The following is a 24,559-nucleotide window of genomic DNA, read 5'->3' as shown; positions in this document are numbered from 1 at the left end:
ATGACGCTTCCCGCCAAAAATGTGACGAATGGAGAGCGCGAACTCATCGCATTCCGGATCGGCAATCAGGAATTCTGCGTCAACGTCATGTCCGTGCGGGAGATTCGCGGCTGGGCCCCGGCAACGCCGATGCCCCATGCGCCACAATATGTGCTTGGCGTCATCAACTTGCGCGGTGCGGTCCTTCCGATCATCGATCTGTCGGCCCGCCTCGGCATGAAACCAGCCGAGCCGACAGTGCGCCACGTCATCATCGTGACGCAGGTCAAGAACAAGGTCGTCGGCCTGCTTGTCGAGGCGGTCTCCGACATATTGACGATCAAGGACGAGGATATCCAGCCGACGCCGGATATGACGTCCGAGTTCGAGCGGACATTTGCCCGCGGCATCCTGGCGATCGAAGGGCGGATGATCTGCCTGATCGAACTGGAAGCCGTGTTTCCTCATACCGAAAGTGAAGCTGCATGAGCATGCCAGCCGCCTTTGACAGCAAACTGCCTCCGGACGAATGCCTGGCGAGCGGAGAATATCCGCTGACCCGCCGCGACCTCGTGGAGATTGCTGCCATGATTTATGCCGATGCCGGCATCTATCTCAACGAATCGAAGGCTTCGCTCGTTTACTCGCGGCTTTCCAAGCACATCCGCAACATCGGCCTGAAGGGTTTTCGCGAATATTGCCAGCTGGTGTCATCGCCCGCCGGTGCCGCCGAGCGCCGCGACATGCTTTCGCACCTGACGACGAATTTCACCCGCTTCTTCCGCGAAAACCATCATTTCGAGCATCTGAAGTCCGACGTTCTGCCGGAACTTCTGGCCCGCGCCAAAAATGGCGGCCGGGTGCGTATCTGGTCGGCGGCCTGCTCGGACGGGCAGGAGCCCTATTCGATCGCGCTGACGGTCCTGTCGATGCTGCCGAATGTAGCAGACTACGATTTCCGTATTCTTGCGACCGATATCGATCCCAAGATTCTGGCGCTGGCCCGGGCCGGTGCCTATGACGCGACGGCCCTTGAAACCGTCAGCCCGACAATGCGCAAGCAATGGTTCACCGAAACCTCAGTCAACGGCCGCCAGAAGTGGCAGGTCGATGACCGGGTGAAGAAACTGATTACCTTCAACGAACTCAATCTGATGGCGCAGTGGCCATTCAAGGGCCAGTTCGACGTGATCTTCTGCCGCAACGTCGTCATCTACTTCGACGAGCCGACCCAGATGAAAATCTGGTCGCGGTTTGGCGGCATGCTCAATCCCAAGGGTCATCTCTATATCGGCCATTCCGAACGCGTCTCTGGCGATGCGAAGTCGGTCTTCGACAATATCGGCATCACCACCTATCGCTACACCGGCAAACCGCAGGGAGGCCGCTCATGAGTGCTGCGCGCGTTCTTGTCGTTGACGATTCCGCCACCATGCGCGGGCTGATCACTGCCATTCTCAGCAACGACCCCGAGATTCAGGTCATCGGCCAGGCAGCTGATGCCATGCAGGCGCGCCAGGCGATCAAGGACCTCGATCCCGACGTCATCACGCTCGACATCGAGATGCCCAACATGAACGGGCTGGAATTCCTCGAAAAGATCATGCGCCTGCGTCCGATGCCGGTGATCATGGTCTCGACGCTGACGCACAAGGGGGCGGAAGCCTCGCTGGCGGCCTTGGAAATCGGTGCCTTCGATTGCGTCGGCAAGCCGCTGCCGGGCGATCCGCATCCGTTCCGGGATCTCGCCGAAAAGGTGAAGGCTGCGGCCCGCTCGCAGCGCAAGTTCATCATTTCGGGCAACAAGGTTGCGGCGCCAAGCGCTGCCAACGCCAATGCGGCTTCCGATTACCGGGCAGGCAGAAAGATCGTTGCGATCGGATCGTCCACGGGCGGTGTCGAGGCTCTGATCACGGTTTTGCAGAAATTCCCGGCCAATTGCCCGCCGACGGTGATCACGCAGCATATGCCGCATACCTTCACCAAGAGCTTTGCCGAGCGCCTCAACCGCATCTGCGCGCCAACCGTCGCCGAAGCAACGGATGGCGCGCGGCTGGAGATCGGCAAGGTCTATCTGGCCCCGGGCGGCGAACGCCATCTGCAGGTCGTCAACCCGACATCACCCAGCTGCCGTCTGCTGGACCGCGAACCGGTCAACGGTCATCGCCCGTCCGTCGATGTGCTGTTTGATTCCGTCGCGGAACTCGCCGGACGCAATGCCGTCGGCGTGATCCTGACCGGGATGGGCCGCGACGGCGCATCGGGTCTCTTGAAAATGCGCCACGCAGGTGCCCGCACGTTCGGTCAGAATGAAAAAACCTGCGTCGTCTATGGAATGCCGAGGGTTGCCTACGAACTGGGTGCCGTCGAAACACAACTCCCCCTCGGCTCAATCGGGGAAGAAGTCCTGAAAAGCACTGCCGCCCGAAGAGAAGGAAGCGAATAAATGTCCCTAGCGGAAAAAATCAAAGTTCTGATCGTCGACGATCAGGTCACCAGCCGCCTGTTGCTGGGCGATGCCCTGCAACAGCTTGGTTTCAAGCAGATCACCGTTGCCGGTGATGGCGAGCAGGGTGCCAAGATCATGGCAGCACAGCCGCATCACCTGGTGATTTCCGATTTCAACATGCCGAAGATGGATGGCCTTGGCCTGCTTGCTGCCGTGCGCAACAATCCGGCCACGAAGAAGGCCGCCTTCATCATGCTGACGGCTCAGGGCGACCGCGCGCTGGTGACCAAGGCAGCGGCACTTGGAGCCAACAACGTGCTCGCCAAGCCTTTCACCATCGAGAAGATGAAAGCTGCAATCGAAGCCGTATTTGGGGCATTGAAATGATCACTGAGGCTGCGACCAAGCGTGTGCATGTCATTCAGGGCGAATGGAAGGTGGTGAACGATCCAGATGTCGTGCTCTCGACCATCCTCGGTTCCTGCGTGGCTGCGTGCATGCGTGATCCGGTCGCGGGCGTCGGTGGCATGAACCATTTCCTTCTGCCGGGTTCGGCGGATGCAATTTCGTCGGGCGGCGATGCAACGCGCTACGGCGTGCATCTGATGGAATTGCTGATCAACGGGCTCCTGAAGAAAGGGGCCCGCCGCGAGCGGCTTGAGGCGAAGATCTTCGGTGGTGCCAAGACGATCGCGCGCTTTTCCAATGTCGGCGAACAGAACGCGCTGTTTGCGCGCCAGTTCCTGTTGGACGAAGGCATCCAGTTGGTCGGTGAAAGCACCGGTGGCGATCATGGCCGCAAGCTCGAATACTGGCCGCTCAGCGGCCGTGCCCGGCAATATGCGCTGACCGGTGTGGAGGCACAGAAGGCCGTGGCTCAGGAACAGCGCCCAAGGCCTGTTCCCAAGCCGGTCGACAATTCGATCGAATTTTTCTAGCGCTTTGGTGGCATCCCAGGCTCGGACCGGGATGTGCTTTGGCAAAGTGTTTAGCGTAGCCGTTCGGTGGGGGTGTTCCCGGACGGCATTTGTTGCCAGCGTGAGGGCGTGTAATGCTGACTGAAATGAAGAGCCATATGCCTCACGTCGATGAGGCGCTCCCGGATGCGATGATGCGTATCGTCTCGGAACTCTACGACGTGGCTTATCTCATCGAGCGGATCGAGCCGATGCTCAGCGATATTCATGGAGAGGCCGTCCTGGAGTCGGCCGATCGGATAAAGGTCCTGCAGGGTATCGACCTGGCCGTCCAGAAGACCCGCGGCCTGGCGGAATTCATCGATACCGTCACTGCGGCCATTCCGCAATCCTGGCTGGTGGACGTGACGACGGCGCTCAATCTCGTCAAGCTTGCCGACATGCAGAAGTCGCTCGGCAACGGAATGTTGCGTCACGGCCATTCTCAGCCGCTGACCGAGGCAGCCGGCGATTTCGAGGCTTTTTAGCCCGCACCGACTTCTCCCTGCTTAATTTTACCGCCGCCTCGACAACCGTCGTGAGCGGCGGTTTTGTTTTGCGCCGGTCGCGGAATGCGGATGTTTTGAGCCCGTACCACAGGCGCCGGATGACGTTCCTAAGCGCCGTAATTCTTGGGTTCTAGCGATGCAAACAGAAGTGCGCGACCTGCTTGCCGACCCTCGCCATGTGGCATTCCGGGGGCGCCGTAAAATCCGTCAATCTGCTGGGGGATCTGCTGCAGAAGGAACTAATATGTCGGAATCGTTACAGTTTTTTTGCTGCGGACAACAAAACAACGCGGAACTTTATGGCGACTGGAGGGTTTTGTCGGCGAGGGTCATTTAACGATCCCAAGGAGATCCCAGTGAACAAATTTATCATCGCATCGGCGATCGTCGCCATGTCTGCATCGTCCGTATTCGCACAGGCAGCAACGCCTTCCGCCAATCCCAACGGCGACACGCCCGCAGTCGCAACCCCGTCTGATCAGAACACCACCGCACCGGTTGAAGGCGCAAACAGCTTCACCGAAGGTCAGGCCAAGGACCGCATCGTCGAAGGCGGCTATGCCGACGTTACCGAGCTGAAGCTTGATGACAAGGGTGTCTGGCAGGGCAAGGCCACCAAGGACGGCAAGCCCGTGATGGTGTCCCTGGATTACCAGGGCAACATCGTCGCCAAGTAAGCCAAAAACAACATCAAGGAGAAACACCATGACAAAGACCGTTACAGGACTTTTCGACCAATATGCTGACGCGAGCGCCGCTGTTGACCAGCTGAAGGCCGCCGGTATTTCTGACAATGACATCAGCATCGTTTCCAACAACGCCGATGGCCGTCACAAGGGTGACAACGATGTTGCCGAAGACGCTGGCACTGGCGCCGGCATCGGCGCAGCCGTCGGCGGCGTTGGAGGCCTGCTGACAGGTCTCGGCATTATGGCAATTCCCGGTGTCGGTCCAGTTGTGGCCGCAGGCTGGTTGGCTGCAACGGCTGCTGGCGCTGTTGCTGGCGCCGTGGTCGGCGGAGCTACCGGTGGTATTATCGGTGCGCTGACGGATTCCGGCGTCGATGAGCGCGATGCGCATGTCTATGCTGAAGGTGTCCGCCGTGGCGGAACGCTGGTAACGGCGAAGGTTGATGATGCGCGCGCCGTCGAGGCTGAAGCGATCCTGAAGCGCTCGAACTGGGTTGATCTCCCCGCCCGCCGGACGGCATACGAAGGCCAGGGCTGGAACGGTTTTGACGATACATCAAAGCCTTACACCCAGGCCGAAATCGATGCGGACCGCGCCCGTTATCCAGGCCGTGTTTTGTAATCTGACATCATCGTGATCGAAAACTGCCCGGGGCCGTCGAAAGACGGCTCCGTTTTGCACTGAGTTTGGGGCCGTCGAAAGACGCTCCGTTCTGCATTAAGTTTGGGCCCTCGAAAGACGGCTCCGTTTCGCATTGAGTTCCGCAATGGAACGTGCTGCCTGCTTTCCCGACGTCGGCGTTCCAAGACAAGTTCGCGCAAGTTTCGTTTCCTAGTGTGCCAATCGGGACTGGTAGATTTACGCGTGATTTGACGAATCCATAAGCGCCGGATCGACCCAGAAACCCAAATGTTTGGATCTGCGCATGTTCACTCCCCAGGCGATGTTGTCTGAACGGAACATGCGCCACTGGGTGCGGAAACAGAATGAATCTGTTGGATCAACTTTCGACGGTCACGAAAAACCTGGCCAGCCTGGGGCAGGGTAAACTCATTGCGCTGATCTCAGCCGGTGTCGTCGCGGTAGCGATCGTTCTGGCGGCCGCGCTCTTCGTCAATAAACCTTCCTACGAAACGCTGTATGTGGGGTTGGAAAGCAACGACCTCAACCAGGTGAGCGTCGCCCTTGCCGAAGCCAATATCAATTTCGAGGTGGGGGCCGATGGGGCGAGCGTTCAGGTTCCGGTGGGCATGACGGGCAAGGCGCGGCTGTATCTGGCTGAACGCGGACTGCCCAACAGCGCCAATGCCGGCTACGAACTCTTCGACAATGTCGGTTCGCTCGGCCTCACCTCCTTCATGCAGGAAGTCACCCGCGTCCGCGCCCTCGAAGGGGAGATCGCGCGCACCATCCAGCAGATTTCCGGAATTTCCGCCGCCCGCGTCCACATCGTCATGGCCGACCGTGGCAGCTTCAGAAAAGCCGAACAAAACCCGACAGCCTCGGTGATGATCCGCGCCAGCGCCAATATCGGCCGCAACGCTGCAGCCTCGATCCGCCATCTGGTGGCTTCGTCGGTTCCAGGCCTCGGCATCGACGACGTGACCATCCTCGATTCCACCGGCCAGCTTCTCGCCTCCGGTGATGATCCCGCCAACAGCGCCATGAACCAGTCGCTTGGCATCATCCAGAATGTTCAAAGAGAAGTCGAAAACAATATCGACAAGGCTCTGACGCCTTTCCTCGGCATGGACAACTTTCGTGCCAGTGTCACGGCCAAGCTGAACACCGACACCCAGCAGATCCAGGAAACGGTGTTCGATCCGGAATCGCGCGTCGAGCGGTCAACCCGGGTGACCAAGGAAGAGCAGAAATCCAGCCAGCAACAGGCCGATAATGCGGCGACCGTTCAGCAGAACGTTCCGCAAGCGGCGCCGACAGGCGGTGCGGCCGGACCTCAGTCGAACGACCAGACCGAGAAGAAGGAAGAGCAGACCAACTACGAGATCAACTCGAAGACCGTCGCCACCGTCAAGAGCAGCTATACGCTGGAGAAGCTCTCCGTCGCCGTCGTGGTCAACCGCGGCCGGGTCGCCGCGATGATCGGCGAAGGTGCCGACCAGGCAAAGATCGATGCCTATATCCAGGACATGCAGAAAATCGTCGCCTCCGCCGTTGGCCTCGACCCGGCGCGTGGTGACATGATCACCCTGACGGCCATGGATTTCGTCAACACGCAGCTGCTCGATGAAGCGGTCGCTGGCCCCGGCATCATGGAAACGCTGACCCGCAATCTCGGCGGTATCATCAACGCGCTTGCCTTCGTCACTGTGGCCGTCGTGGTCGTCTGGATGGGAATGCGTCCTCTTGCCCGCTCGATGGGTCTGGGTGGCCCGGGCGTAGCTCTCAACGACAACGAGCCTGTCAGCCTGGAATTGCCGGACTTCTCGCCTGCCGCAAACGGCGGTGCAGGCGGGGCTCTGATGGAAGGCTTCGGATCCGACTTCGGCTTCGACAGCACCGACGACCTGCTCAGCCTGGGCGACGACAGCGAGGGCGGCTTCAACCGGCGCGTCAAGGAAGGCCCGGAACGCAGGCTTGCCCGCATGGTCGAAATCAGCGAAGAGCGCGCCGCCAAGATCCTGCGCAAATGGGTCGCTGAAAAAGCAGCCTGAGACCCGACGCATTCTCCTGCCTCAGACCAAGCACTGCGAAAACCCGCCACCGGCGGGTTTTTCCGTATGGAAATTTCGACGGCTTCACTGAAGCCGCCAGATCAGCGCGAGCGTGCCCCGGGATGAGCACCCAAAATTGCACGGGGCTTCTGGATGTCGAGTGTGCGGCAGGCAAAAGGTTCTGCTCGGAAAAGCTAGAATTCCTGCCGTTTTCTGTATTGCCTCGCCGCTTGAGAACGGTTGCAAGAATCGCGTCCGGCCCGAACGATGTAACTGGAGCAGTCCGAGATTCGTTATATTTAACAAATCGTTAATTTTTCTCTGGGGAAAACCGGGTTTGTCTGCCGCAATAGGTGTGGCAGCGTAGGTATTGATTCCGGCCGCCAGTAATAATTCCGGTAGAACCAAATATTACGTTGGATTTTCGCCGTTAATTGCTTTGGTTTCCGTTCTGTTCTCAAATTTAAACGATGGGTTTTTGATGATGTATTTTCGCAACAATGTCCAAAACAAATAAGAAAATCAAAACTTGACAAAGGGAGCCGATTCAATCGGCGCTGGTTTGTTTTGCTGTTTTAGCATTCCATTACACGGCCAGCGCCGCCGCTTTGACGACAACAGGGTGGGTTCCCCATCCGTTATTCTTCGAAAAAGGTAATTATTACAATTACCTAAAATGCAGCGGCTTTCGCTCTGAAAGGCGATCGCCTATTTCCTGCGCCCTGATGGGCGAATCGACTCATGGATTCTTCAAAAAGTAAATCCCGATAAGGGGGCAGTAGTTTTTCGCAAGGGGCGATGTACATTTTATGTAGTGATTCGCGTACTGATTCGCGTGTGTCGAAGAATGCGGACGCTTCGATACGGTTGCCGGCGGCGGCGAAAACGCTTGATTGAGCACGGGGCGAATCCATCACGGGGGTAATGTCATGGATGCTCTACAAACAGAAGGTGCCACTTGGCCATTGCCAGGGGCGGTCGGGCGCGGTGTTGGACGGGGTTCTTCCAAAGAGCAGCTCATTCGCAGGCTTGGCGAATTTGCCGAGCGCGGCAATCTGAACAAGGGACTTGCGGCCCTGACGGACTATGTGGGAGCAACCCACTATCTCCTCGCGCGCTATGATTTGTCCCAGGACGAAGGCCTTGATTTTGTCGTATGCTCGGACTGGCCGTTCGACGTCGTCAAGCGCCTCGGCAAGGTGATGTCGCAACTCCACTCCAAGACCAACGAGATGGAAAAATGCCTGTCGGTCATGCAGCCGGTGTTCATGAGTCTTCCCGACGACATCGACATCAGCCGCGGCATCAGCCGGGAATACTGCGCGATAACCTTCAATGTCGGACGCGCCCGGTTGTCGCTGATGCTGCTCTTTCCGCAGGACGTGATCCTGTCGCAGGAAAGCCTGAGGGATGTCGGTCTGCTGACCGGTTATTTCGCCAGCTTCACCACCGAACGCGGTGCGCGCACAGACCGTGATTTTGAATTGACGGACCGCGAACTCGAATGCCTGTTCTGGATCGCCGAGGGCAAGACCAGCGACGAGATCGCGGTCATCCTCGGCATCTCGCGAAACACGATCAACAACTACATCACCAGCGTGATGCGCAAGACGGCGACGAAGACCCGCTCCGAGGCCATCGCCTATGCCGTTCGCAACAATCTCGTCTAGGAGGACGGTCATGACCTATTTCCTCCCACATGCGCGCACAGGCGACGACGCCAAGGCTGGCAGGCTGCAGGCGAGGGCGTCGAAGGCGGCAACGCTGGTGGCGCGGCTGCAGGCGATGCAGAAACAGATCAACGCCAAGAATTTCGCCGTTCTGCGGCTGAACGGAAACGGTCTTCCGGCAACACGCAAGCTAAGCTGCGTCCTCGACAATTGGGGTGTCGAGAGCGAAGCGATGGCGCATGAACTGGTGTCTGCCTACGGCGCCGAGATGCTGGTGCACCTGGATGCGTCGCTGCTGCCAATGCTGTGGAACGGCATGGGCGAGCACCAGGCGGCGGAGACACCGGACTTTGCCCGTTTCACCCAGCGTCTTCCCGCCCGCGTCCTGCCCTATTCCGGGATTGCCCTGCCGGTCAGGCTGGGCGCGCAGGGCAACGGCTATGTTCTCTTCATGGGCAGCTACATCGATCTGTCGAGCGAGGTGATCATCGACCTGCACGGACGCAGCTGCCAGATCATGACCGATCTTCTGGCCAGCGACGAACGACGCATGCTTCCATCGGAATCGCTGAGCGACCGTGAAATCGGCTGCCTGCAGATGGCTGGCGACGGGTATATCAGCGAAGAGATCGCCGAGAAGATGGGACTGTCGGTGCATACGGTCAACGCCTATCTCGGGGCCGCGACAACCAAGCTGGATTCGGTCAACAGAATCCAGGCGATCGCCAAGGCCATTCGGCTCGGTTATATCAGCTGATCGTGATTTTCAGCCGTCATGGCCCGGTATCCCGTATCCGGAAACTCAGCTCGCCAGAGCGGTCGGATAGGATTTGACGAATTTCGCCGCGTTCAGGCTCTGGGCCAGGAACGCCGTATTCTCGTCCGGATCGCTGGACGGGCTTTGAAATGCGATATGGTTGATTTCCAGGCCGGCTGAGTCCTTGCCCAGAGCCAGCTGCGCATAGACCGTGACGCCATCCGGCTTCAATTCGAGATCAAGGGTGATCTCCGGCTCCGTTCCCCAGTCCAGCGAGTAGTTGCCGCCGATACCGAAGTTGACGGTGCCGGGAAGAAAATAGAGCTCGGCGGCTGATGACACCAGGTCCGACAGGCTCCCGTGCGATTCAAAACGCAGCATCGCGATAAAGTCGGCGGCATCGATCAAGCGCAATTCCGTCGCAACAGGACGGATCGCGTCGGCTACAATTTTCTCGCGTTGTTCCGAATATTCGCATTTTTTCATTGGGATCACGTCATCCGTTTCGGCTGCGTTGCATAGATCCGGTGAATCAGTTCGGCGACTGCCTTGTAAAACACCGGTGGAATCACACTATCCACCGAGACTTGCGCAAACATTGAGCGTGCGAGAGGCGGGTCTTCGAAAACCGGAATGCCATTTTGCTCGGCGATCTCGCGAATCTTCAGCGCGACGAGGTCCTGCCCCTTGGCAACGACGACCGGCGCATCGCCTTCCTCGCGGACATAACGCAGCGCAACGGCATAGTGCGTCGGGTTTGCGATGACGAGCGTGGCACGCGGCACCGAGGTAATCATGCGTCTGCGCGCCCTGTCGCGGGCAATCGAACGAAGTCTTGCACGGATGATCGGGTCGCCCTGGGATTGCTTCAGCTCCTCCTTGACCTCCTGCTTCGTCATCCTCAGTTCGGTGTACCAGTGATGCCGTGTCCAGAAAAAATCGGCGATGGCAATGACGGCCGTCGAGATCAGGATGACGATCATGATCTTGTTGAAGTCCTTCGACATCGTCGAAAAGATCGTCAAAGGGTCCGAGAACATCGAATCGAGCGTGGCATAGTAGTCGTTCCACAGTGTCAGCACGATGATCAGCGAGACGACCGCAACCTTGGCAACGGCCTTGGCGAATTCGACGATACCTTGGATCCCGTAGATCCGCTTGAACCCGCCGATCGGCGAAATCCGGTTCATCTTCGGTGCGACCCGGTCGAGCACCGGGCTCGGCAGGTTCTGAAGAATGGAGGAACCGATCCCGAACACGATCAAAAGCACGAAAAAGGGAATGAGCAAAGTGCCGGCCTTCGAGAAGAGGTGCGTTATCAGCGCAACCACATCCGTCGATGTGTTGATACGCCAAGCCTCCGGCTGCTCGAAAATATCCTTCAGCGATTCAGCCACGGTGGCGAAGCCCTGCGGCAGGAAGAAAACGACAAAGATGTAGATGGCGACGACCGAGGCGAACATGGTGACCTCGCGCGAGAAGGGCGTGTTGCCTTTCTCCATGGCGTCGGTCATTTTTTTCTCGGTCGGCGATTCTGTTTTACTGTCTTTGTCCTGATCGTCCGACATCGGATGAAGACCTCTTGCGTCTGGCTGCAGCAGTGCTTGCTGTGAAAACTGTTGTGAGCCGGGGCAGGAGGGCATGCAAGGAAGATATGCGCGGGAACCCAACGCTTCACAGAAAGTAGGCGGGTGCGGGCAAGCGCCTAGCAAAAAGCCCTCCAACCGCGATCGGGTGGAGGGCTTTTATATCGGTTCCGGAGCCAAGCGGCAGTGCGCGGTTAGGCCGCCACGGCTTCCTTTTCCTTCAGTTCGATCTGGCCGCTGGCGGCAAGGCGAATGGCTTCCTGCGTGATCGAGCGGCGGGCAATGGCGATATCGCGCGGATTGATGCCGACGTCGCCGGCCGCAAGATCCGATTCGATCATGCGCCGCTGGCGCGCGCCGATCGAGGCGAGGACGGATTCGCGCAGTTCCATACCGGATCCGCGCAGCGCCATGGTGATGATGTCGCCCGATACGTCGTTGAACAGCTGAACGCGGCTGCGCTGCGGCATGTAGAGAACGTCGTCGAAGAGGAAGATCTTCGGGCGAACCTTCTTGACCGATTCGGTGCTGAGTGTTTCGAGCGATGCAAGCAGCGTGTCGACCTGGCTCTTTTCCAGCTCGTTCATGACCTCGGCGATCTTGATCGACCCGATCGAGTTCTTTTCGGCGTCCATCTCGCGCATCATCTCGACCACGCGGGCCTCGATGATCTGGGCGGCCTTGGGGCTGACGGTCTTCATGTTGACGGCGCGGTTGATGATGTCGGCGCGGCTGCTTTCCGGTAGCTGCAGCAGGACCTTCGCACCGAAGGTCGATGGCATCATCGACAGGACATAGGCGATTGTCTGCGGATGTTCCTTGCCTAGGCTCTGGGCGACGAAAGCCGGGTCGGAATCCTGCAGGCGGTCCCAGATATTGGCTTCATAGGCGGCAAAGGCGGTGCGGCGGCCGAGCAGGCCGTCGACTTCATCCGGCGTCAGGCCTTCCTCAAGAATACCTTCGATGGCCTTGGCATTGTCCATCAGGCCGGCACCTTCAGTGAACAGGTCCTCAAACTCGTTCACCAGGATTTCCAGTTCGTGGGGCGGGATCGAGCGGAGTGATTGCGCGGAGGCGATGATGCCCTGCAATTCGCTCTGCGTGAAGAATTTCAACAACTTGCCGGCTATTGGCTTGCCCATTGCAAGGAGAACAGCAGCGGCCTTATCCATCTGGGTAAGTGGCCTGGTGGGCGCCGAAGCCTCGAAATTGTCGAAATCCATCATGGATTGATCCTCATGACCCTCCTGCATAATTCCTTAAATCGGAATCGATTTATGGAAAAATTATGCAGCAGATTAAAAGTGTTACAGCGACCTTTGCGCGTCATGAGAGACGCGCGGCGCTGTAACCGGGTTCAAACTTTACTGGTACCCTTGATTTCGATGAGTTTTACACCGAAACGTGTTTCGTCTTCGTCGAGAACGGTGATTTCGCCACGACCGATAACCCGGCCGTTGACGACGATTTCCACCGGTTCGCCGATCCTGCGGTCAAGCGCGATCGTCGCGCCTTCCGTCAGGTTCATCAGGCCGGAGACCTGCATGCGGCTGGTGCCGAGAACAATCTGGACGTCGATCGGGATATCCATGATCAGGTCGAGATTGGCCGTCATGCCGCTGCCGGGTTCACCAGTCGGCTGGTCTTCGAACGTGTCGCCACCGAATGCTTTTCCGCCGAAAGAACCGGCGTCGAAGGCAGGTGCTGCCGAAGCCTCCGCCAGATCGGCAAAGCTGTTGCTGGCGCCGAAATCGCCGCCGAAGCTGCTGAGATCAGTTTCGGCTGAAAATGTGCTGCCGAAATCCGATGTTTCGCCGGTGGCGGGTGCAGCCGCGAAATCCATGCCGAAATCGTTTTCCAGCCCGGTTCCGGTGGCATCGCTTTGCAGGACGCCACGCAGATCGTCGATGGCCTGATCGAGTTCGGCATCGCCGCCGCTCAGGATCGCCTGGTCTTCTATTGGTGCTTTCTTCGGTGCCATGTGCAAACTATTCCAGTTGAAACTTGCCCCAACCATGTTGCCGGGTAAGGCAGGGGCTTTTTAACTCATCAGGTGGTGGAGAATGTCGCTCTCCGAACCGTGGGTGTCCTTGATCCGCACCGTATATTTCGCGCCGGACCGGCCGAATTCGCAGATATAGAGGTCGCGGCCGTTGGCATTGATCTCGACGCGCACATCCTTGGCATCCTGAAACGGAATGACGTCGCCGGGCTGCAGGCGGCTGATGCTGTCCAGCGTCAGGCTCTGAAGCTTGATGCGCGCTTCCAGGCTCACCGTCGAACGTCGGACCTGCTGTTCGAGCTGTTCGCCCCATGCGCCCTTGGCCTTGCGGCCCTGACCGATGCCTTTTGGGAACACAACGGCCGTTTTCAGAAGGGTCTGCTGTGGAACGATGATCGAGAAGGTCGAAAGAACGGGGCCGAGGCCCATCGTCACGTTGATGCAGGCGGCGTAAACGTCGGCGACCTCCGGGTCTGCCGCCGGCCGCTGGCTGGCATTGTAGGGACGCCCAACCACCGGCTCGAAGCTTCCGGCAACGGTGACCGCCGATTTCAGCACGTCGGCGACCTTTTCGAAGATCATTGTCGCAACATCGAGCTCGATGTTCGACAGCGAACGGGGCTTCGGTTCCTCGATGGCGTTTGCCGGGGCGCCGAGCAGGATTTCCATCAGCGTGATGATCACCGGACTGTCGCAGCTGATGACGAAATCGGGGCACCAGTTGCGCAGCGACGTATCGCACAGGGCGACGCCATTGCCGAGATTGGCGATCAGTTCGCTCTTCAGGCCGGTATCGAAGCCGGCATAACCGATCTCGATGTCGAGACCGGTCTCGTTCTGGAAAATGTCGGGCAGGAACTCGGCAAAGACGTGGCCGAGATCGCTGCACAGCTTGCTGATCGTCTTGGTATCGCCGAGCGCGCCGGTCATCCGGGCGAGCAGCTTGCGGTCGAAGGTGTAGACGTTGTTGTTGGTCGCTGAGGTCATCGGATCAAGCCGCCTTGCTTTCGCCGCCGCCACCGGGGTTCATCATCTCCTGCTCGACCGCGTCGATCGACGGACGCTCGTAAGCCGAGATGGTCTTGCGGCCGTATTCGAGCGCAACCTGGGGCACAGAGCCGTTCATGTAGGCCAGCAGCGTCTGCTTGACGATGATGTAGAGGCGGTTCTGCTTGTCGCGGACGGCCTTGATATTGGCGATCACCGGGCTGGCGATACAGTAGGACAGGAAGATGCCGAGCATGGTGCCGACGAGGGCGGCTGCGATCTTGCCGCCCAGCACTTCCGGCGATTCGGAGATGGCGCCCATCGCCTTGATGACGCCGAGAACGGCGGCGACGATGCCGATGGCCGGGAAGGCATCGCTCATGGTCGTCAGCGCGTGATAGGGCTTCATCTTGTCGTGGGTGATGGTGTTGATTTCCTCGTCCATCAGCGCCTCGATCTCGTGGGAGCGGGCGTTACCGATGATGATGAGGCGGACATAGTCACAGATGAAGGCCGTCAGTTCCTTGTTCTTCAGAACCGTCGGGGCCGACTGGAAGATCGAGGATTCATCCGGGTTGTCGATGTGGCTTTCGATCTCGTTGCGCGACTTGGTGCGCAGGTCGCGCATCAGGCTGTAGAGAACCCCCAGCGTGTCGAGATAATTGCGCTCTTTCGGAACCTTGTGGGTGAAGGCCTCGCCGAGTGCCTTGCCGGTATCTTTCAACACCTTCATCGAATTGGCCATGATGTAGCCGCCGATGCCGGCGCCGCCGATGATGACAAGTTCGAAGGGCTGGTTCAGGACCTCCATATGGCCGCCCATGGCAATGAAGCCGCCGAGGATACAGCCCAATGTCAAGAGGAGCCCGATGATGATGTTCATTTCGATACCTGCCGCAATGGTGGATTTTCGACGGTATGGTTAGGCTGCCAGCCTTGCGTGAGGCTGGCTGTCGGCCACATTTGAAGGCGTTGCGGGGAAACAGGTTCGCGCAAGCAACAGCGGTCAGATTTCCGTTCAATCGGCGCGCGATGCGTCATTTTAATGGATGAACGGGGACGTGTCGTGACGACGACTTACACCAGCTACCAGATGATAGCAGGCAACCTCAGCAAGTCGCTGGAGCGGGTGTCCGAGCAGCCGGATGTGGCGCGCGAAACCGAGTATTACCTCGCCAACATCGGCAACGTCAAAACCATCGATGACTTCTTCGCCGATACGCGGCTTTACAATTACGCGATCAAGGCGCACGGCCTCGAAGACATGGGCTATGCCAAGGCGTTCATGCGCAAGGTGCTGACCGAGGGAGTGGACAAGGACGACTCGTTTGCCAAGCAGCTGACCGACAGCCGCTATTCGGGTCTGGTGGAATCACTGAATTTTGCCCGCAACGGCACGGCGGCAACGTCTTTCGACAAGGCCCAGAAGGGCGTCGCCGACAAATACATGCGCCAGACGCTGGAACAGACGGCAGGCGAAGACAATGCCGGCGTTCGCCTGGCGCTCTATTTCGAACGGACGGCACCGACCGTCACAAGCGCCTTCGGACTATTGGCTGATGATGCCCTGGCGCAGGTCGCCCGTACTTTGCTGCAAATGCCCGACGAGTTTGCCGCTGCCGATATCGACAAGCAGGCGGCAGCGATCGACAAGGCAATCGACATCAAAGACTTCAAGGATCCGGCCAAGCTGTCGAAACTGCTCGAACGGTTCACCGCTCTTTGGGAACTCGGCAATTCTTCGGACCCTTATGATCCGCTCGCCGTCTTCGGCTCATCCAGCGGCTATGGCATTTCCTCCGATCTCCTCCTTTCCATCAATACGCTGAAACTCGGGGGACGCTGAAATGCAGACCGGTCTCTATGTTGCCGTCTCCTCGCAGATGGCGCTTGAAAAACGCATGAATACGCTGGCCGATAACGTCGCCAATTCCAGCACCGTCGGCTTCCGCTCGACGGAAGTGAAATTCAACCAGATACTTGGTGACACGCGTCCGACGAAGGTATCGTTCGTTTCAGAGGGGAAGGAATTCCTCAACACCAACAATGGCGGTTTGAACCGGACGGGCAACCAGCTGGACTTCGCCATCAAGGGGGATGCCTGGTTCCAGATCGATACGCCCGGCGGCACGGCTCTGACCCGGGACGGCCGTTTTACCATAACGGAAACGGGCGATCTGGTCACGCTGCGCGGATATCCGGTGCTGGACGCTGGCGGTGCGCCGATCCAGCTCAATTCCCAAGCCAGCGACATCAAGGTTGGTGCCGATGGCTCCGTCCAGCAGGATGGGGCGCAGGTCGCATCGCTCGGGCTGTATGAAGCCAATTTCAGCAATGGCTTTTCCCGCTACGACAACAGCGCCGTCATTCCAAGCTCCCCCCCGGAGCCGGTCGTCGATCGCTTCGACGTCGGCGTGATGCAGGGTTATGTCGAGGAATCCAACGTCAATCCGGTTCAGGAAATGTCGCAACTGATCATGGTGTCGCGCGCCTTCGAAAACATTACGGCTTTGATGCGCGACAGCGAAACGTCGATGAGTGAAGCGATCAAGACACTCGGCGGCAGCAAGTAGCATCCTTGATTCTCGACAGGATTAAAGCCACGCCCGGCGCACTTTTGCGACGATGCGGGCAGACGGCAGGAACCGGCATGCAGAACGACAAACTCCAGATCAGCAATTCGTCGACGTCGCTTGCAGCACTCGGGGGCCTCGTCGGGCGCTATTCCAATCCGGAATTCTCGATCGCACCGGGTGGTCACGTCCAGTCGATTTCGGCGGGTTACTATACCGTGACCGGCCTTTCCCGGCATGTCCGCCTCGGCGACTTCGTCGCGCACAAGAGTTCAACCGGCGTTCACCTCGGTGAGGTCGTGAAGGTCGAACAGGAGATCGTGGTGGTGTGCCCGATCGAACCGGGCGATCCGATCGGTATCCATGACACGGTGATCCGCAAGGGCGCCTTCCGCATTGCCCCGACCGAATCCTGGTGCGGCCGCACGATCAATTCGCTCGGCGAACCCATCGATGGACGCGGCCCGCTGCTGCAGGGTGATATCCGCCGGCCGATCTCCAATACTGCACCGCCGTCGATGACCCGCAAGCGGGTCGAGCATGGCTTCCGCACCGGCGTGCGGGCGATCGATATCTTTTCCCCGCTCTGCCTTGGCCAGCGTCTCGGCGTCTTCGCCGGTTCCGGCGTCGGCAAGTCGACACTGCTGTCGATGCTGGCGCGTGCCGATGCCTTCGATAAGGTTGTCATCGCGCTGGTGGGCGAACGTGGCCGTGAAGTGCGCGAATTCATCGAGGATACGCTCGGCGAAAACCTGTCCAAGTCGGTGGCCGTGGTCGCGACCAGCGACGAAAGCCCGATGCTGCGCAAGATGGCGCCGCTGACGGCCGTGACGATTGCCGAGCATTACCGCGACCAGGGCGACAATGTGCTTCTGATCGTCGATAGCGTCACCCGTTTTGCCCATGCCATCCGCGAGGTTGCCACCGCTTCGGGCGAGCCGCCGATCGCGCGCGGCTATCCCGCTTCCGTCTTCACCGAGCTGCCAAGGCTGCTGGAACGCGCCGGTCCAGGGGCCGAAGGGGCAGGGACGATCACCGCGATCATCTCCATTCTCGTCGACGGCGACAATCACAACGACCCGATTGCAGACTCGACCCGCGGTATTCTCGACGGTCATATCGTCATGGACCGCAGCCTTGCCGAGGAAGGCCGCTATCCGCCGGTCAATCCGCTGGCTTCGGTGTCGCGTCTGGCGCGAAAAGCCTGGACGCCGGATCAGGAAAAGCTTGTCGGGCGCCTGAAATCGCTGATCCACCGCTTCGAGGAAACCCGCGATCTTCGTCTGATCGGCGGTTACCGGCCGGGCAGCGATCCGGATCTGGACATGGCGATCAAGCAGGTCCCCGTCATCTATGAGATTTTGAAGCAGACGCCCGGCGAGCGGCCGGCCTTCGACGCGTTCACCGACCTTGCCAATGCGCTGAAGGCGGCAGCCAACGCCGGCCAGGCCGGAAACATGCGGAGGGGATGAGCCATGACTGATTATGACGCCGATGAAGTCGTCCCGCAGCGCAAGTATGGCGAGCGCACACCCCTGATCGACAAGGCGCTCGGAGCAACAGGCGTTGTTCTTGCGGCGATAGCCACATTTTTCCCCTGGTATGCCTTCCTGCATCAGGACAAATTCTCGATGCCGACGCTGTGGCAGGGCAATATGCGCGACGTGCCAGGCCGCGAGGGCACGGGCGGTTCCGCCTCACCGACGGCCATGATGGAGCGCGATGCCGCGACCCAGTCCGCCATCGACCAACTGACGACGGCCACGGTTCCGAATTCGCAGGGGACGAAGAAGCCCGGCGTCCAGGACGATCTGGAGCAGCCGTTTCCATCCGCCACCGGCTTCAAGCTGATGCATGTCGCCAACGGCCGCGCTCTGATCGAAGACAGCAGCGGCATGTATATTGTCCGCATCGGCTCCGCCCTTCCCGACAATAGCCGTCTTGCGACATTGGAACAACGCGACGGGCGCTGGGTGATGATCACCTCCAAGGGCGACATTTATCAGGCTGACTGATCCGGCTGTTCTTCATCGAATTGCCGTTCGCTCCGGCCCCATGAATGGGAAGGGGCTATGGACCCCTGTCCAGTTCCCGGCTTTTCCGGTGGCACAGGACCATGCAGTGCCAAAATGCATCACGCCCGCAAAGCCCGCATCTGCCGCGTTTCCCATATGCCGTCCAATTCAGTCCCACGCAAGATTGCGTGCCTAGGTTCTCCAGCAACAAGCATGGAGTCGCATGATGCAACCTATACAGCTTTTCGATCTCGCGTCCCGGCAGGCGCAATGGCTGGCAGTCCGCCAGAACGTCGTCGCCGGGAACATCGCCAACGCCAATACCCCGCATTATGCAGCCAAGGACGTCAAGCCGTTCGAAAGTGTGATGCAGCAAACCGGCTTCCAGATGGCGTCCACCAACCCAGCGCACTTTACCGATGGTAGCAGCGCCGCGCAGGTGACGGAAACCAGCATGCTGGACGATGCCGAAGTCCAGCAGTCGGGCAACAGCGTCCGGCTTGAGAAGGAATTGATGAAGACCGGTGAAATCAAGCGCGACTACGAGCTCAATGCCGGCCTCGTAAAGGCGTTTCACCGGATGATGCTCATGACGGTACGGAAATAACGGCCATGGATCCTCTTGTCTCAGCTCTCAAGGTTTCGGCCTCCGGTCTCGAAGCGGAATCGACGCGCCTGCGCATCGTTTCGGAAAATATTGCCAACGCACGTTCCAGCGGCGACGCGCCGGGCACCGACCCCTATCGCCGCAAGACGGTCAGTTTTGCAGCGGAAGTCGATCGCGCCAGTGGCGCATCGACGGTCGAGGTTCAGCGTCTGGGAACAGACGATTCCGACTTCTCCGTCGAATTCGATCCGGGTAACCCGGCGGCTGATGCCAAGGGCATGGTCAAGATGCCGAACGTCAACGTGATGATCGAAATGGCCGACATGCGGGAAGCAAACCGCTCCTACGAGGCCAATCTCCAGACCACGAAGCAGGCACGTGACCTGATCTCCGCAACAATCGACCTTCTCAGGGCATCGCAATAATGATCGACGCAATCAAAACTATCAGCGCGGCAATTTCGACCGTCAAGGACGCCACCTCCACATCATCAGCCTCGTCCGCCCAGAGCATTCTCGGTGGCGCGGCCACGGCCGGCAAGTCTCAGAGCTTTGCCGAAGTCATGGGCAACATGGCGACCGAGATGACCAACGGTCTGAGGCAGTCGGAAGTCAATTCGATCCAGGGCATTCGCGGCGAAGCCAATACCCGCGAAGTCATCGATTCCGTCATGAATGCCGAGCAGTCGCTGCAAACCGCCATCGCCATCCGGGACAAGGTCGTCAGTGCCTATCTCGAAATCGCACGCATGCCGATCTAAAGGAAAAATGTAATGAAGGCTCTTTCGATCGCCGCGACAGGCATGAACGCCCAGCAGCTGAACCTGGAAGTGATCGCGAACAATATCGCGAACATCAACACCACCGGCTACAAGCGCGCGCGGGCGGAGTTCTCCGACCTTCTCTACCAGACGGAGCGCGCTCAGGGCGTGCCGAACCGCGCCAACCAGGCGATCGTTCCGGAAGGTGCCATGATCGGCCTCGGTGTGCAGACCTCCGCCGTCCGCAACCTGCATCTGCAGGGCAGCCTGATCAGCACCGGCAACAATCTGGACATGGCGCTGATCGGCCGCGGCTGGTTCCAGATCGAGACGCCGGACGGCGAAACGGCCTATACGCGCGCCGGTGCCTTCAACACCAATGCCGATGGCCAGCTCGTGACCATCGATGGCTACACGGTCGTGCCGGAGATCACCGTGCCGCAAAACGCCAGCGAGGTCACCGTCAGCGCCTCGGGTGAGGTCTCGGTGCGTGTCGGCAACGACACCGTCCCCACCGTGCTAGGCCAGCTGACGATTGCCAACTTCGTCAACGAGGCAGGTCTTGAGCCGCAGGGGGACAATCTCTTCAAGCAGACGCCGGCGTCCGGCGAGGCGGTCATCGGCACTCCGGCCGATCCGGGTTATGCACAGATCAAGCAGAAATACCTCGAAGCGTCGAACGTCGATCCGGTCAAGGAAATCACCGACCTGATCTCGGCTCAGCGCGCCTATGAAATGAATTCCAAGATCATCCAGGCCGCCGACGAAATGGCTGCGACGGTCAGCAAGAACCTGAGATAAAAGAGGGATTGGCAAACATGACGTTTCGCCGGACTGTCAATGTGCTGCTATTGAAAGCTGCCACTCCCCGCGGAGGTTTGCTTCTGCGGGCGTTGGCCGTCGCTGGGGCCATGGGCGCCGGGTTGGTGCTTCCAGCCCATGCCCTGGCCGAAAAGCGCATGGCTGTCATTCCGACCCAGACGATCTATCCGGGCGAGGTCATCGATGGCAATCGGCTGGAGGAGGTCGAGGTGACCAATCCAGCTCTGGCCGGCGACTATGCGGTCTCGACGGAACAGGTGACCGGCAAGGTGACCAGCCGCACCCTGCTGCAAGGGCGCGTCATCCTCTTCTCGGCATTGCGCGAACCCTATGCGGTCGAGCGCGGCAAGGCGGTCCGGATCGTCTTTACCAACGGCCCCCTGACGATCACAGCCGGCGGAGCCCCGCTGGAAAATGCCGCAGTCGGCGATCTCATCCGGGTGCGCAACACCGATTCCGGCATCATCGTCTCCGGAACGGTGATGGATGACGGTACAATTCACGTGGTGGCAAAATGATCTTTCGTTTCGGCAAATGGTGCCTGGCAATTGCTGCCGTGCTTTCGATGACGATCGCGCCGGCACAGGCCGCGTCGCGCATCAAGGATATCGCCTCGCTGCAGTCGGGACGCGAAAACCAGTTGATCGGCTATGGTCTGGTGGTCGGCCTTCAGGGCACCGGCGACAGTCTGCGCTCCGCACCGTTCACGGCGCAATCGCTGCGCGCCATGCTGCAGAACCTCGGGATCTCGACGCAGGACAACGAATCCCGTTCGAAGAACATTGCAGCGGTTCTGGTCACCGCCAACCTGCCGCCCTTTGCCAGCCCCGGCAGCCGCATCGACGTCACGGTCGGGTCGCTTGGCGATTCCACCTCGCTTCGTGGCGGTACGCTGGTGATGACCTCGCTTTCCGGCGCCGACGGACAGATTTATGCGGTCGCGCAGGGATCCGTCGTCGTCACCGGTTTCAGTGCGCAGGGGGATGCCGCATCGGTAACGCAAGGGATCACCACATCCGGCCGCGTTCCGAACGGTGCGATCATCGAGCGCGAACTGCCGGCCAAGTTCAAGGATGGGTTCAATCTCGTTCTGCAGCTGAGAAATCCGGACTTTTCGACGGCTGTCGGCATGGCCGCGGCCATCAATCGCTACGGCAAGACCCAGTTTGGCGGCAGCATCGCCGAGGCGCGCGATTCCCAGGCGGTTGTTATCGACAAGCCGAAGATGGCCGATCTGTCCCGCCTGATGGCCGATATCGAAAACCTCGTCGTCGAGACCGATGTGCCCGCGCGCGTGGTCATCAACGAACGGACCGGCACGATCGTCATCGGACAGGATGTGCGGATCAACCAGGTCGCCGTCAGCTATGGAACATTGACGGTTCAGGTAACCGAAACGCCGACCGTCGTGCAGCCGGAGCCGTTCTCGCGGGGGCGTACCGAGATCGAACCGAATACGACAATCCAGGCGTCCGAGGATGGCGGAACCGTCGCGATCCTCGATGGTTCCAACCTGCGCTCTCTGGTCTCGGGCCTCAATAGTATCGGGGTGAAACCGGACGGCATCATTTCCATTCTCCAGGGCATCAAGACAGCCGGCGCCCTTCAGGCGGAGCTTGTCTTGCAATGATGACATATCGTCCTCCCAGCGCTTCCAACGGCCTGCGCCGCCGTCTGATGTTGATCGCCGCCGGCTGCACCATGTTGGCCATACCCGGCGCCTTTGCCCAGGAGGTCGCTGCGCCGGCTGTGGGCATCCCGGCCAACGGCAATGAGATCCAGCAGTTCTGCACCAATATCGCCGACGCGGCGCGTGACCAGCGGTATCTTCTGCAGAAGAAAGACCTCGAGAAGCTGCAGTTCGATATCGACGAACGTATCGCGACGCTGGAGAAGCGCCGCGCCGAATACGAGGACTGGCTGAAGCGCCGCAACGATTTTCTCAAACAGGCCCAGATCGGCCTGGTCGGAATCTACAAGACCATGAAGGCGGATGCGGCGGCAGCCAAGCTGGAGCTTGTCAATCCGGGTGTCGCCGCGGCGATCCTCATGCAGCTTCCGCCGCGCCAATCGAGCCTGATTCTCAGCGAAATGAGCAATGAAAAGGCGGCGGTTGTCACCAATGTCATTTCCAGCGCCACAGACCCGGACACATCGAAGGAACCGTCATGAGATATCCGATTTCGGTTCTTCTCGCCGCCAGCCTGCTGTCGGGATGCCAGAACCAGACCTTCAACGAGATCGGCAGGGCTCCGGCCATGAGCCCGATCGGCAGCGGGCTGCAATACGCCCAGACGCCGCAGATGGCGATGTATCCGAAGGAGCCGCGCCAGGTCATGAACGGCTATTCGCTCTGGAGCGACAATCAGTCAGCCCTATTCAAGGATGCCCGCGCGCTGAAAGTCGGCGATATCCTGACCGTCGATATCCGTATCGACGACAAGGCATCGTTCGACAACAAGACGGACCGCAGCCGCACCAATGACAGCGGGTTCAAGATTGGCGCGAACGGCCAATCGGAATCGAGCGATTTCGGCTGGAAGGGCGGGCTGGACTACGGCTCGAACACCAAGTCCAAGGGCGAGGGTACGACCGAGCGCTCCGAAAAGCTCGTCTTGCTGGTGGCAGCCGTCGTCACCGGCGTGCTCGAAAACGGCAATCTGCTGATCAGCGGCTCCCAGGAGGTCCGGGTCAATCACGAAATCCGCATTCTCAATGTCGCGGGTATCGTCCGGCCCTACGACGTCGACGCGAAGAACATGATTTCCTACGAGAAAATCGCCGAGGCGCGCATCTCCTACGGTGGACGTGGCCGGTTGACCGAAGTCCAGCAGCCACCATGGGGCCAGCAGGTCATGGATATCGTGTCGCCGATCTGACGGATCGGCAGCAGATTTAAAGTGCTACAGCGACCTTTGTGCGTCGTGAATGACGCGCGGCGCTGTAGCGGCCAACTCTTGATGGATTTTGAAGATGGAAGATGCCGATCTCGCCAATGGCGGTCCGAAAAAGTCATCGCCGGTCGTCATGATCGCGGCGCTTGCGGTCCTGACCTTGATCGCAGGCGGCGGCGGCTGGCTAGTCGGCGGCATGCTGGCACCCAAACCTCTCAGCACCGAGGAAGCCAGGATCGTCGAGGAAGCCAAGGCAGCAGTCGCCCTGAAAAATGCTGGCCTGAAACCAGAAGGTGAGGCTGGCAAGAAAGACGAAGGGTTGCCGAAAATCGCAACCGAAGCCAACGGCGTCGTCCAGCTCGATGCGATCACCACCAACCTTGCCTATCCGACCGAAAACTGGATCAGGCTTGAAGTTGCTCTTCTTTTCAAGGGCGCCCCGGATGTGGCTATGGCAGAGCAGATCCATCAGGATATCGCCGCTTATCTGAAGACCGTATCATTGCAGCAGATCCAGGGACCGCGCGGATTTCAATATCTCAAGGATGACATCGAAGAACGGGTTGACCTGCGCTCCGAAGGGCGCGTAACCAATGTCATCTTCAGGACGTTTGTTATCCAATGATTC

Annotated in this window: 30 protein-coding genes; 24 read left to right on the top strand and 6 right to left on the bottom strand. The window is 59.3% G+C overall.

All coding sequences use genetic code 11. The features are described 5' to 3' along the window. The 11 genes from ACP7BS_RS07450 (at nucleotide 1) to visR (ending at nucleotide 9,685) form a co-directional block, all read left to right on the top strand. A complete protein-coding gene (locus ACP7BS_RS07450; protein WP_426237292.1) occupies nucleotides 1-468 on the top strand; it encodes a chemotaxis protein CheW in 468 nt (155 codons plus the stop codon). Beyond that, nucleotides 465-1,373, top strand: coding sequence for a protein-glutamate O-methyltransferase (locus ACP7BS_RS07445; RefSeq protein WP_426237290.1), 909 nt, complete (start codon nucleotides 465-467; stop codon nucleotides 1,371-1,373). Before ACP7BS_RS07450 ends, ACP7BS_RS07445 begins: the two co-directional genes overlap by 4 nt. After that, nucleotides 1,370-2,425: a protein-glutamate methylesterase/protein-glutamine glutaminase gene (locus tag ACP7BS_RS07440; RefSeq protein ID WP_426229109.1), complete on the top strand. Its 1,056-nt coding sequence runs from the start codon at nucleotides 1,370-1,372 to the stop codon at nucleotides 2,423-2,425. Before ACP7BS_RS07445 ends, ACP7BS_RS07440 begins: the two co-directional genes overlap by 4 nt. Further along, nucleotides 2,426-2,815, top strand: a complete 390-nt coding sequence (locus tag ACP7BS_RS07435; protein WP_037105534.1) for a response regulator — start codon at nucleotides 2,426-2,428, stop codon at nucleotides 2,813-2,815. Then, a complete protein-coding gene (cheD, locus tag ACP7BS_RS07430) occupies nucleotides 2,812-3,366 on the top strand; it encodes a chemoreceptor glutamine deamidase CheD (RefSeq protein ID WP_426229108.1) in 555 nt (184 codons plus the stop codon). Before ACP7BS_RS07435 ends, cheD begins: the two co-directional genes overlap by 4 nt. Nucleotides 3,367-3,479: 113 nt before the next feature. Next, nucleotides 3,480-3,872: a chemotaxis protein CheT gene (gene cheT / locus ACP7BS_RS07425; protein ID WP_426237288.1), complete on the top strand. Its 393-nt coding sequence runs from the start codon at nucleotides 3,480-3,482 to the stop codon at nucleotides 3,870-3,872. A gap of 377 nt (nucleotides 3,873-4,249) precedes the next feature. Next, nucleotides 4,250-4,570: a PepSY domain-containing protein gene (locus ACP7BS_RS07420; protein WP_426237286.1), complete on the top strand. Its 321-nt coding sequence runs from the start codon at nucleotides 4,250-4,252 to the stop codon at nucleotides 4,568-4,570. Between the two features lie 28 nt (nucleotides 4,571-4,598). Next, nucleotides 4,599-5,204: a general stress protein gene (locus ACP7BS_RS07415; protein ID WP_426237284.1), complete on the top strand. Its 606-nt coding sequence runs from the start codon at nucleotides 4,599-4,601 to the stop codon at nucleotides 5,202-5,204. Between the two features lie 365 nt (nucleotides 5,205-5,569). Beyond that, complete coding sequence (fliF, locus tag ACP7BS_RS07410) at nucleotides 5,570-7,258, top strand: flagellar basal-body MS-ring/collar protein FliF (protein WP_426237282.1); 1,689 nt, start codon at nucleotides 5,570-5,572, stop codon at nucleotides 7,256-7,258. A gap of 929 nt (nucleotides 7,259-8,187) precedes the next feature. Then, on the top strand, nucleotides 8,188-8,928 hold the full coding sequence (visN, locus tag ACP7BS_RS07405) for a transcriptional regulator VisN (protein WP_426229104.1): 741 nt from the start codon (nucleotides 8,188-8,190) through the stop codon (nucleotides 8,926-8,928). Between the two features lie 10 nt (nucleotides 8,929-8,938). Next, complete coding sequence (gene visR / locus ACP7BS_RS07400; RefSeq protein WP_426237280.1) at nucleotides 8,939-9,685, top strand: transcriptional regulator VisR; 747 nt, start codon at nucleotides 8,939-8,941, stop codon at nucleotides 9,683-9,685. Between the two features lie 45 nt (nucleotides 9,686-9,730). Here the strand turns inward: visR and ACP7BS_RS07395 are convergent, their stop codons facing one another. From ACP7BS_RS07395 to motA, 6 genes are all read right to left on the bottom strand, one after another. Further along, nucleotides 9,731-10,171 carry a hypothetical protein gene (locus ACP7BS_RS07395; RefSeq protein WP_426229102.1) on the bottom strand — a complete coding sequence of 147 codons (441 nt, stop codon included), beginning with the start codon at nucleotides 10,169-10,171 and terminating at the stop codon, nucleotides 9,731-9,733. Between the two features lie 5 nt (nucleotides 10,172-10,176). Next, complete coding sequence (gene flhB, locus ACP7BS_RS07390; protein ID WP_426237278.1) at nucleotides 10,177-11,253, bottom strand: flagellar biosynthesis protein FlhB; 1,077 nt, start codon at nucleotides 11,251-11,253, stop codon at nucleotides 10,177-10,179. A 212-nt stretch (nucleotides 11,254-11,465) separates the two neighbouring features. Next, nucleotides 11,466-12,497, bottom strand: coding sequence for a flagellar motor switch protein FliG (gene fliG / locus ACP7BS_RS07385; protein WP_426229100.1), 1,032 nt, complete (start codon nucleotides 12,495-12,497; stop codon nucleotides 11,466-11,468). 131 nt (nucleotides 12,498-12,628) lie between these two features. Further along, entirely contained in the window at nucleotides 12,629-13,252 is a 624-nt protein-coding gene (fliN, locus tag ACP7BS_RS07380) for a flagellar motor switch protein FliN (protein WP_426229099.1), read from the bottom strand. A gap of 60 nt (nucleotides 13,253-13,312) precedes the next feature. Then, the gene (locus ACP7BS_RS07375) at nucleotides 13,313-14,260 is read right to left on the bottom strand and encodes a FliM/FliN family flagellar motor switch protein (RefSeq protein ID WP_426237276.1); all 948 of its coding nucleotides are present in this window, start codon (nucleotides 14,258-14,260) and stop codon (nucleotides 13,313-13,315) included. Between the two features lie 4 nt (nucleotides 14,261-14,264). Beyond that, nucleotides 14,265-15,143: a flagellar motor stator protein MotA gene (motA, locus tag ACP7BS_RS07370; protein ID WP_113552311.1), complete on the bottom strand. Its 879-nt coding sequence runs from the start codon at nucleotides 15,141-15,143 to the stop codon at nucleotides 14,265-14,267. Between the two features lie 183 nt (nucleotides 15,144-15,326). Between motA and ACP7BS_RS07365 the strand changes: the two genes are divergently transcribed. The 13 genes from ACP7BS_RS07365 (at nucleotide 15,327) to ACP7BS_RS07305 (ending at nucleotide 24,556) form a co-directional block, all read left to right on the top strand. Beyond that, nucleotides 15,327-16,106, top strand: a complete 780-nt coding sequence (locus ACP7BS_RS07365) for a DUF1217 domain-containing protein (protein WP_426229096.1) — start codon at nucleotides 15,327-15,329, stop codon at nucleotides 16,104-16,106. A 1-nt stretch (nucleotide 16,107) separates the two neighbouring features. Next, nucleotides 16,108-16,833, top strand: coding sequence for a flagellar basal-body rod protein FlgF (gene flgF, locus ACP7BS_RS07360; protein WP_426229095.1), 726 nt, complete (start codon nucleotides 16,108-16,110; stop codon nucleotides 16,831-16,833). A gap of 77 nt (nucleotides 16,834-16,910) precedes the next feature. Beyond that, nucleotides 16,911-18,305, top strand: coding sequence for a flagellar protein export ATPase FliI (fliI, locus tag ACP7BS_RS07355; RefSeq protein ID WP_426237273.1), 1,395 nt, complete (start codon nucleotides 16,911-16,913; stop codon nucleotides 18,303-18,305). A 3-nt stretch (nucleotides 18,306-18,308) separates the two neighbouring features. Continuing rightward, nucleotides 18,309-18,848 carry a flagellar protein gene (locus tag ACP7BS_RS07350; RefSeq protein WP_426237271.1) on the top strand — a complete coding sequence of 180 codons (540 nt, stop codon included), beginning with the start codon at nucleotides 18,309-18,311 and terminating at the stop codon, nucleotides 18,846-18,848. A gap of 226 nt (nucleotides 18,849-19,074) precedes the next feature. Next, complete coding sequence (gene flgB / locus ACP7BS_RS07345; protein ID WP_426229092.1) at nucleotides 19,075-19,455, top strand: flagellar basal body rod protein FlgB; 381 nt, start codon at nucleotides 19,075-19,077, stop codon at nucleotides 19,453-19,455. Between the two features lie 5 nt (nucleotides 19,456-19,460). Next, a complete protein-coding gene (gene flgC / locus ACP7BS_RS07340) occupies nucleotides 19,461-19,880 on the top strand; it encodes a flagellar basal body rod protein FlgC (RefSeq protein ID WP_426229091.1) in 420 nt (139 codons plus the stop codon). Continuing rightward, nucleotides 19,880-20,215, top strand: coding sequence for a flagellar hook-basal body complex protein FliE (locus ACP7BS_RS07335; RefSeq protein WP_426229090.1), 336 nt, complete (start codon nucleotides 19,880-19,882; stop codon nucleotides 20,213-20,215). Before flgC ends, ACP7BS_RS07335 begins: the two co-directional genes overlap by 1 nt. 12 nt (nucleotides 20,216-20,227) lie before the next feature. Next, the gene (flgG, locus tag ACP7BS_RS07330) at nucleotides 20,228-21,016 is read left to right on the top strand and encodes a flagellar basal-body rod protein FlgG (RefSeq protein ID WP_426229089.1); all 789 of its coding nucleotides are present in this window, start codon (nucleotides 20,228-20,230) and stop codon (nucleotides 21,014-21,016) included. Between the two features lie 17 nt (nucleotides 21,017-21,033). Continuing rightward, a complete protein-coding gene (gene flgA / locus ACP7BS_RS07325; protein ID WP_426237269.1) occupies nucleotides 21,034-21,555 on the top strand; it encodes a flagellar basal body P-ring formation chaperone FlgA in 522 nt (173 codons plus the stop codon). Beyond that, entirely contained in the window at nucleotides 21,552-22,667 is a 1,116-nt protein-coding gene (locus ACP7BS_RS07320; protein WP_426229087.1) for a flagellar basal body P-ring protein FlgI, read from the top strand. The genes flgA and ACP7BS_RS07320 overlap by 4 nt, the downstream gene beginning before the upstream one ends. Nucleotides 22,668-22,714: 47 nt before the next feature. After that, nucleotides 22,715-23,209 carry a MotE family protein gene (locus ACP7BS_RS07315; RefSeq protein ID WP_426229438.1) on the top strand — a complete coding sequence of 165 codons (495 nt, stop codon included), beginning with the start codon at nucleotides 22,715-22,717 and terminating at the stop codon, nucleotides 23,207-23,209. Beyond that, nucleotides 23,206-23,916: a flagellar basal body L-ring protein FlgH gene (flgH, locus tag ACP7BS_RS07310; protein WP_426123754.1), complete on the top strand. Its 711-nt coding sequence runs from the start codon at nucleotides 23,206-23,208 to the stop codon at nucleotides 23,914-23,916. The genes ACP7BS_RS07315 and flgH overlap by 4 nt, the downstream gene beginning before the upstream one ends. A gap of 94 nt (nucleotides 23,917-24,010) precedes the next feature. Further along, the gene (locus tag ACP7BS_RS07305) at nucleotides 24,011-24,556 is read left to right on the top strand and encodes a flagellar basal body-associated FliL family protein (protein WP_426229086.1); all 546 of its coding nucleotides are present in this window, start codon (nucleotides 24,011-24,013) and stop codon (nucleotides 24,554-24,556) included. Nucleotides 24,557-24,559 lie beyond the last annotated feature (3 nt).

The organism is Pararhizobium sp. DWP1-1-3, from assembly GCF_049896125.1.
GTDB lineage: Bacteria > Pseudomonadota > Alphaproteobacteria > Rhizobiales > Rhizobiaceae > Pararhizobium.
Note: the sequence above shows the minus strand (reverse complement) of the source record. Positions and strands in the feature narration are given on the sequence as shown.